This is a genomic window from Streptomyces scabichelini (assembly GCF_011045015.1).
Taxonomy (GTDB): Bacteria; Actinomycetota; Actinomycetes; order Streptomycetales; family Streptomycetaceae; genus Streptomyces; species Streptomyces scabichelini.
Genome location: NZ_JAAKZY010000039.1, coordinates 53363 through 59629 on the forward strand (window position 1 = coordinate 53363; position 6267 = coordinate 59629).

Annotated in this window: 6 protein-coding genes; 2 read left to right on the forward strand and 4 right to left on the reverse strand. The window is 70.7% G+C overall.

Going from position 1 to position 6267, the window contains the following annotated elements; genetic code table 11:
• Positions 1-10 precede the first annotated feature (10 nt).
• The 3 genes from G5C60_RS53165 to G5C60_RS15140 are packed head-to-tail and all read right to left on the reverse strand — an operon-like array spanning position 11 to position 2438.
• Positions 11-637 (reverse strand): DUF4232 domain-containing protein, encoded by a 627-nt coding sequence (locus G5C60_RS53165; RefSeq protein ID WP_165259304.1) that lies wholly within the window; start codon positions 635-637, stop codon positions 11-13.
• A gap of 35 nt (positions 638-672) precedes the next feature.
• Entirely contained in the window at positions 673-1341 is a 669-nt protein-coding gene (locus G5C60_RS15135) for a response regulator (protein ID WP_165259307.1), read from the reverse strand.
• Positions 1338-2438 (reverse strand): sensor histidine kinase, encoded by a 1101-nt coding sequence (locus G5C60_RS15140; protein ID WP_165259309.1) that lies wholly within the window; start codon positions 2436-2438, stop codon positions 1338-1340. The genes G5C60_RS15135 and G5C60_RS15140 overlap by 4 nt, the downstream gene beginning before the upstream one ends.
• Positions 2439-2620: 182 nt before the next feature.
• On the opposite strand from G5C60_RS15140, the gene G5C60_RS15145 reads away from it, so the two are divergent.
• Both G5C60_RS15145 and G5C60_RS15150 read left to right on the forward strand, forming a co-directional pair.
• Positions 2621-3667 carry a carboxymuconolactone decarboxylase family protein gene (locus tag G5C60_RS15145; protein ID WP_165259339.1) on the forward strand — a complete coding sequence of 349 codons (1047 nt, stop codon included), beginning with the start codon at positions 2621-2623 and terminating at the stop codon, positions 3665-3667.
• A 235-nt stretch (positions 3668-3902) separates the two neighbouring features.
• On the forward strand, positions 3903-4565 hold the full coding sequence (locus G5C60_RS15150; protein ID WP_165259311.1) for a hypothetical protein: 663 nt from the start codon (positions 3903-3905) through the stop codon (positions 4563-4565).
• A 51-nt stretch (positions 4566-4616) separates the two neighbouring features.
• Here G5C60_RS15150 and G5C60_RS15155 read toward each other — a convergent pair whose 3' ends face one another.
• Positions 4617-6191 carry an NCS1 family nucleobase:cation symporter-1 gene (locus G5C60_RS15155; protein ID WP_165259313.1) on the reverse strand — a complete coding sequence of 525 codons (1575 nt, stop codon included), beginning with the start codon at positions 6189-6191 and terminating at the stop codon, positions 4617-4619.
• Positions 6192-6267 lie beyond the last annotated feature (76 nt).

Genomic DNA, 6267 nt, shown 5'->3' on the forward strand with positions numbered 1-6267 from the left:
GCACCGGGCTTCAGCCCCGACCAAGGCGCTTCCACGCCGTCGTCCCGAGAATGTTCTCCGGGCCGATGTCGAGGTAGTCCTCCGCGCGTACGGTCGTGGCGGCGCGCCCCTTCTCGGGCGCGACGCGCAGAAGCGTGGCCTTCTCGTAATGGGTTCGCCAGTACAGGCTCGCGTACGCGGTCTGGCCCGGAGCAAGGGTCAGCCGCTCGGGGCCCGGGTCCTGTGGGGCCATGGGCACCTGGTCCGTGCCCTCGACGGTCCGTACTCCCGTGAGGGGATCGCCCGCCTCGTCGAGCACCTGGATGGAGGGGTAGCCGTTCAACTCGTACGGCTGTGAACCGCAGTTGGTCAGGTGGAGGCTCGTGGCGCGCAGCCCCATGGCGGAGTTGACCATGTCGGTGCGGAAGCGCAACCCGGACGGCGGGCAGCCGGACTCCGGCTGGACCGACACGGTCGGCTCAGCCTTGGGGGTCGCGGCCACGGGTGGCGGCGCGGCCCGGGTCGGCGTCGGTGTCGGCTTGCGGTCAGGGTTACGTTCACGGTCCAGTTCGGCCGAGAAACCGCAGCCGCTCGCGGTCACCGCCAGCGCGCAGGCGAGGACGGCCAAGCGGGCTGGTCTGCGGCGTGTCGCGATCACGCGCCGATCATCGCACGCGTCCTCGGCGGAAGGGTTCACTCCGCGTGACCGCGTGCCGCCACCAGTCCCGACTCGTATGCGAACACGACCAGTTGGGCGCGGTCGCGGGCGCCGAGCTTGGTCATCGCGCGGCTGATGTGGGTCTTGGCCGTGAACGGGCTGACGACCATGTGGGCGGCGATCTCCTCGTTGGTGAGGCCGCGCGCGGCGAGTGCCGTGACCTCGCGTTCGCGGCGGGTCAGGCACTCCAGGCCGGGAGCGGTGGCCCGGTCCGGTGGCCGGGACACGAACTCGCCGATCAGCGTGCGTGTGATGGACGGCGACAGCAGTGCCTCGCCGCGCGCCACGACCTCGATGGCCTGGAGGAGGTCGGCGGGCTCGGTGTCCTTGAGCAGGAAACCGCTTGCTCCGGCACGCAGCGCCTCGAAGACGTATTCGTCCAGGCCGTAGTTGGTCAGGATGGCGACGCGTACGCCGGACAGTTCGGGGGCGGCGGCGATGCGGCGGGTGGCCTCGATGCCCGACATCACCGGCATCTGGACGTCGACGAGGGCGATGTCGGGGACGTGGGCGCGCACCAGCTCCAGTCCCTGTGCACCGTCGGCGGCCTCGCCGACCACCTCGATGCCGTCCTCGGCCTCCAGGAGCGCCCGGAACCCGGCCCGCATCAGCGCCTGGTCGTCGATGAGCGCGACCCTGATCACGGGGCGTCCAACGGCAGTTGGGCACACACACAGAAGCCGCCCTCCGCGCGCGGGGCGGCGTGCAGCGTGCCGCCGAGTGCCGTGACGCGTTCGCGCATGCCGGTGAGGCCGATGCCCTCGGTGGGCGGCCGGGCCGGGTCGGCGGTGCCGTCGTCTTCGACACGTATCTCCAACTCGCTCTCCCCGTAGTCCAGTTGGACGGTGACCTTGGCGGGGCCCGCGTGTCGGGCGGCGTTGGTGAGGGCTTCCTGGACGATGCGGTAAGCGGCGCGGTCCACGGTCGCCGTCAGGGGACGCTCTCGGCCGCTCACGGTCAGGTCGACGGCGAGGCCGGCCGCGCGGGCGCGCTCCACGAGCAGGGCAGGAGTGCCGGTGGGCTCGTCGGTGCGCAACACGTCGAGTGTGGCGCGCAGTTCGCGCATCGCCTCACCGCCGGCCTCCTGAATGGCGAGCAGTGCGGGCGGCACCTCGTCTCCGCGCTTGCGGGCGAGGTGCACGGCGACGCCTGCCTGGAGCTTGACGATCGAGATGCTGTGCGTGAGGGAGTCGTGCAACTCCCGGGCGATGCGCAGGCGTTCCTCCCCCGCGCGGCGCAGGGCGGCTTCCTCGCGGGTTCGTTCGGCCTCCAGCGCGCGCTGTTCGGTCTGGCGCAGATACGCCTGCCAGTTGCGGCCTGCGAGGCCGGTGACGACGGCGACCAGGAACCAGCCCGCGAGCAGCGCCGTCCGCTCGACGGTGTCCTGGGACGTGGGATCGGTCGCGAGATACCCCCCGAGGAACACGGCACTCGCGACCGCGCCCACGCCTCGATGCCCCGCCTGAGCCGCCGTGTGGACGGCTCCCACCACCGGCAGGGCGGACACGGGTCCGGGATGGGCGTGCAGCACATAGCCCGTCAGGGCGACCGTGGTCACGGCGAGCACCACGCGCGGCGCCCGCCGGTACGCCGCCAGCGCCAGCGAACCAGCCACGATCAACGCATGGTCGAGCGGGGTCGTGTCCTGGTCGAAAGCCGCCGCGGACACGACGATCGCGCCGACCACGACGGCGAGTGCCGCGTCGGCGAGGCGCCTGCGTGCGACCTGGTCCCCGTGCATGTCCGCACAGTAGACCGCGGCGCCGACAGCGGCGTCAGACCTGTGGACGGCTCGCGGACTACTCCCGCCGCAGTAGTCCGCTGCCCGGGTGGGCCCGTGGGCGTCAGCGCCAACTGCCTCCGGCCGTACGACGCCTGGGGACGCCCCCTGGAGCCACGGTTGTCCGCATGACGAAACCGTTCATGACCACACCCTTCCGCTACACCGAGCCCCTGCCGCCGAAGTCCGCCACCGGCCGCACCGCCGAGGTCTACCGGCAGCTCTCCGAGGACTTCGGTATCGACCGCCCGGTCACCTTCGTCGTCCTGTCCTCCGCGCCCGAGATCCTCGCCGCCACCTGGGCGTTGATGCGCGAGTCCCTGATCGCGGGAGCGGGCAGCCGCACCGGGAAGGAGCTGGCGACCCTGGGGGTCTCGCGCGCCAACAAGTGCCCGTTCTGCACGGACGCGCACACCATGCTGCTGCACGCCACCGGCGACCACGCCCTCGCGGAGCGCCTGGCGCGCGGGGCCTCCCCGGAAAACGAGGAGCACGCGCGCGTGCTCGCCTGGGGCGAGGCCACGCGCATCCCGGGCAGCCCGGTCGTCGCGTCGCTTCCCTTCCCGCCGGAGCACACCGCCGCGTACGTGGGCAGCGCGCTGTCCTTCCACTTCATCAACCGCATCGTGGGCTCCCTGCTGATCGAGAAGCTGCTGCCGGGCAACATTCAGCGCTTCCGCCCGGTACGCAGCCTGGTGGGCCGCTCCCTGTCCGGCACCGTGCGCCGCAGCTTCACGCCGGGCACGAGCCTCGCCCTCGTCGACGACGCGGGACCCGGCCCGTCCTGGGCCGCGGGGACGACGGTCGGCCCGGCGTACGCGGCGCTGCGGTCGGCGGCGACAGCCGGCGCCGGCCTGCTGACCGAGGCCGACCAGGATCTCGTACGGGAGAACGTCGAGATCTGGGACGGCACGCACCCTCCGCTCGCGTGGCCGGCCCTGCCGGACCGCGACGACAGGCCCGGCGCGCGCCTGGCCCTGCTGGCCGCCCTGGCGCCGTACCGCATCACCGACGAGGACGTGGCGGCCTGGAAGAAGCCGCCGCACACCGACCACTGCCTGGTGCATCTGATCGCGTACGGCGCGTTCACCGCCGTCGACCGCATCGAGCGCGCGCTGCCCCTCCCACCGCGTCAGAACTCCGAGGTGCCGAGTTCCAGGCCGGCCGGTGCGCGCGACGCCTCGCGATAGACCGACGTCGATCATCCGGCCGATCGTGCAGTCACGCCGGTATCGCCGCGGCGTCGAGGCGTCAAGGCGTCAAGGCGTCAAGGCGTCGAGGCGTCGAGGCGTCAACAGGGAGCCGCTGTGACCACACGAGTACGGAGCGAGTTGGCACTACCGCGGCCACAGGGACACGTGTGACACTGGCGTCTCCGTCCGCAGTGTGGCCTCCTCCGCACCCATCCCCCACGAGAAGTGCGCCGTGCGTTCTCTTAGTCTGCCGCTCGCTCTCACCGCGCGTCTGCTGCCGGTCGCCGTGCTCGCCTCGGCGGGCTGGGCACTGTCGTCCGGGCCGTTCGCCGCGACCCCGGCCGCGGATCACAAGGCGTCCGGTGACAGACCTGCCGAGTCCCCGTCGGCGCCGTCGACGGCGGCGGCGTCCCGGACGTACCGCAGTTCGCCGACGCCCTGTGACGGCCTGGGGAAGAAGACGGTCACCTCGCTGGTGCCGGGTGCCAAGACGGCAGGCAAGGAAATCCCGTCGACCGACGAGTCCCTGCGCCGCACCTGCTCCTGGAACGCGCTCAAGGGGTACGACTACCGCTGGCTCGACGTCTCGTACGAGATCAAGAAATCCGACGACGCCGCCCGGACCGCCTACAAGCAGCACACCACGGAGAAGAGCGGCGGAGGAGCGGTCCCCGGTCTCGGCGACGAGGCGTACTCCGTCGTGAACCTCACCACCGAGGACAAGCAGCAGACGCGCGAAGGCATGGTGATCGTGCGCGCGTCCAACGCGCTGGTGGTCGTCACGTACAACGGCAGCGACTTCGAGTCGAAGAAGGCGCCCAGTACGGACGAGATCAACAAGGGCGCCATCAAAGCCGCCAAGGAGGCGGTGGCCGCGCTGGAGAAAGCTCAGTAGAGGCTCGGTAGAGGCTCAGTAGGGCTTGATCTCCGGCGCGGCGCACCACCGTCAGGCGGCGTCCTGGGGCTGGGCCTCCTGGGGCTGGGGCTCGCGCTCCCTTCCGCCCATCAGGACCACGTAAAGCAGCAGCGAAGTGCCCAGGCCCACCGCCCAGCCGTAGTCGGCGAGCGGCTTCAGGAACGGGATCAGTCCGTCCACCGGGAACGGTCCGTTCTTCTCGCCCTCGGCGTTCAGGGTCGAGTACGAACCGCCGACCGCGAGCACCCCGCCGACCACGAAGGCCGCCACCGCGCGCCAGTTCCAGCCGGACGAGTACCAGTAGCGCCCGCCGGGCGTGTACAGGTCCGCCAGGTGGAGGACCGTACGGCGGACGATCCAGTAGTCGGCGATCAGGATGCCCGCGACCGTGCCGAGCAGGCCGCCGACCACTCCGAGCCAGGTGAAGATGTAGAACTCGGGGGTCGAGATCAGCTTCCACGGGAAGATCAGGATGCCGATGACACCCGTGATCAGCGCGCCCGTACGGAAGTTGATGAGCTTCGGGGCCAGGTTGGACAGGTCGTAGGCCGGGGAGACCACGTTCGCCGCGATGTTCACGGAGATCGTGGCGATCAGCACGATGAAGAGCGCGAAGACCAGGCCGAACGCGTTGTCCGTCTTGGCCGCGAGGACCACCGGGTCCCAGATCGCCTCGCCGTAGACCACCTCGGAGCCGGAGGTGACCATCACCGCGAGGACCGCGAAGAGCGTCATCGTCGTGGGCAGGCCCAGCGACTGGCCCCAGGTCTGCGCCTTCTGACTGGCGCCGAAGCGGGTGAAGTCGGGGATGTTGAGCGACAGGGTCGCCCAGAAACCGATCATGCCCATCAGGGACGGGAAGAAGACCGGCCAGAAGTCGGCGCCCCAGCCGAGTTTCGAGGGCTGGTCGAGCAGCGCGCCGAAGCCGTCGGCCTTGACGGCGATCCAGATGAGCAGGACGAAGGCGCCGACGATCACGACGGGCGCGGCCCAGTTCTCGAAGCGCCGCAGGAAGTCCATGCCCCGGTAGATGATGGCGATCTGCGCCGCCCAGAACAGGAGGAAGCAGAGCCACAGCGGCCATGGATTGCCCGCGATCTTCCCCGCGTTCTCCCACTCACCGCCGGTGAGCTTGGAGCCCAGGGCGAAGATGCCGCTGCCGCCGATCCAGGTCTGGATGCCGAACCAGCCGCAGGCCACGGCCGCGCGGATCAGTGCCGGGATGTTGGCCCCCCGGATGCCGAAGGAGGCACGGGCGAGCACCGGGAAGGGGATGCCGTACTTGGGTCCGGCATGGCCGGTGGCCAGCATCGGCAGCAGCACGATGATGTTGGCCAGGGCGATGGTGAAGACGGCCTGCTTCCAGTCCATGCCGAGGGCGACCAGGCCGGAGGCCAGGGTCCAGCTGGGGATGCAGTGGGCCATGGAGATCCACAGGGCCGCGAAGTTGTACGTCGTCCACTTGCGCTCGGAGACCGGGACGGGACGCAGGTCCTCGTTGGCGAAGGGGCTGAAGGTGGGGAAGGCGTCGGGGGTGAGTTCGACCCGGCCGGCGTTGTCGACGGTCTGGGTTATCGGCGGACCCGTGGGGACGGTTTCGGTCATGGGCAGGCCAATCAATGAGGTGGGACGGGAAAGGCCGTGCGGGCCCCTCCCCGGGACGGCGGGGAGGGGTGACAAA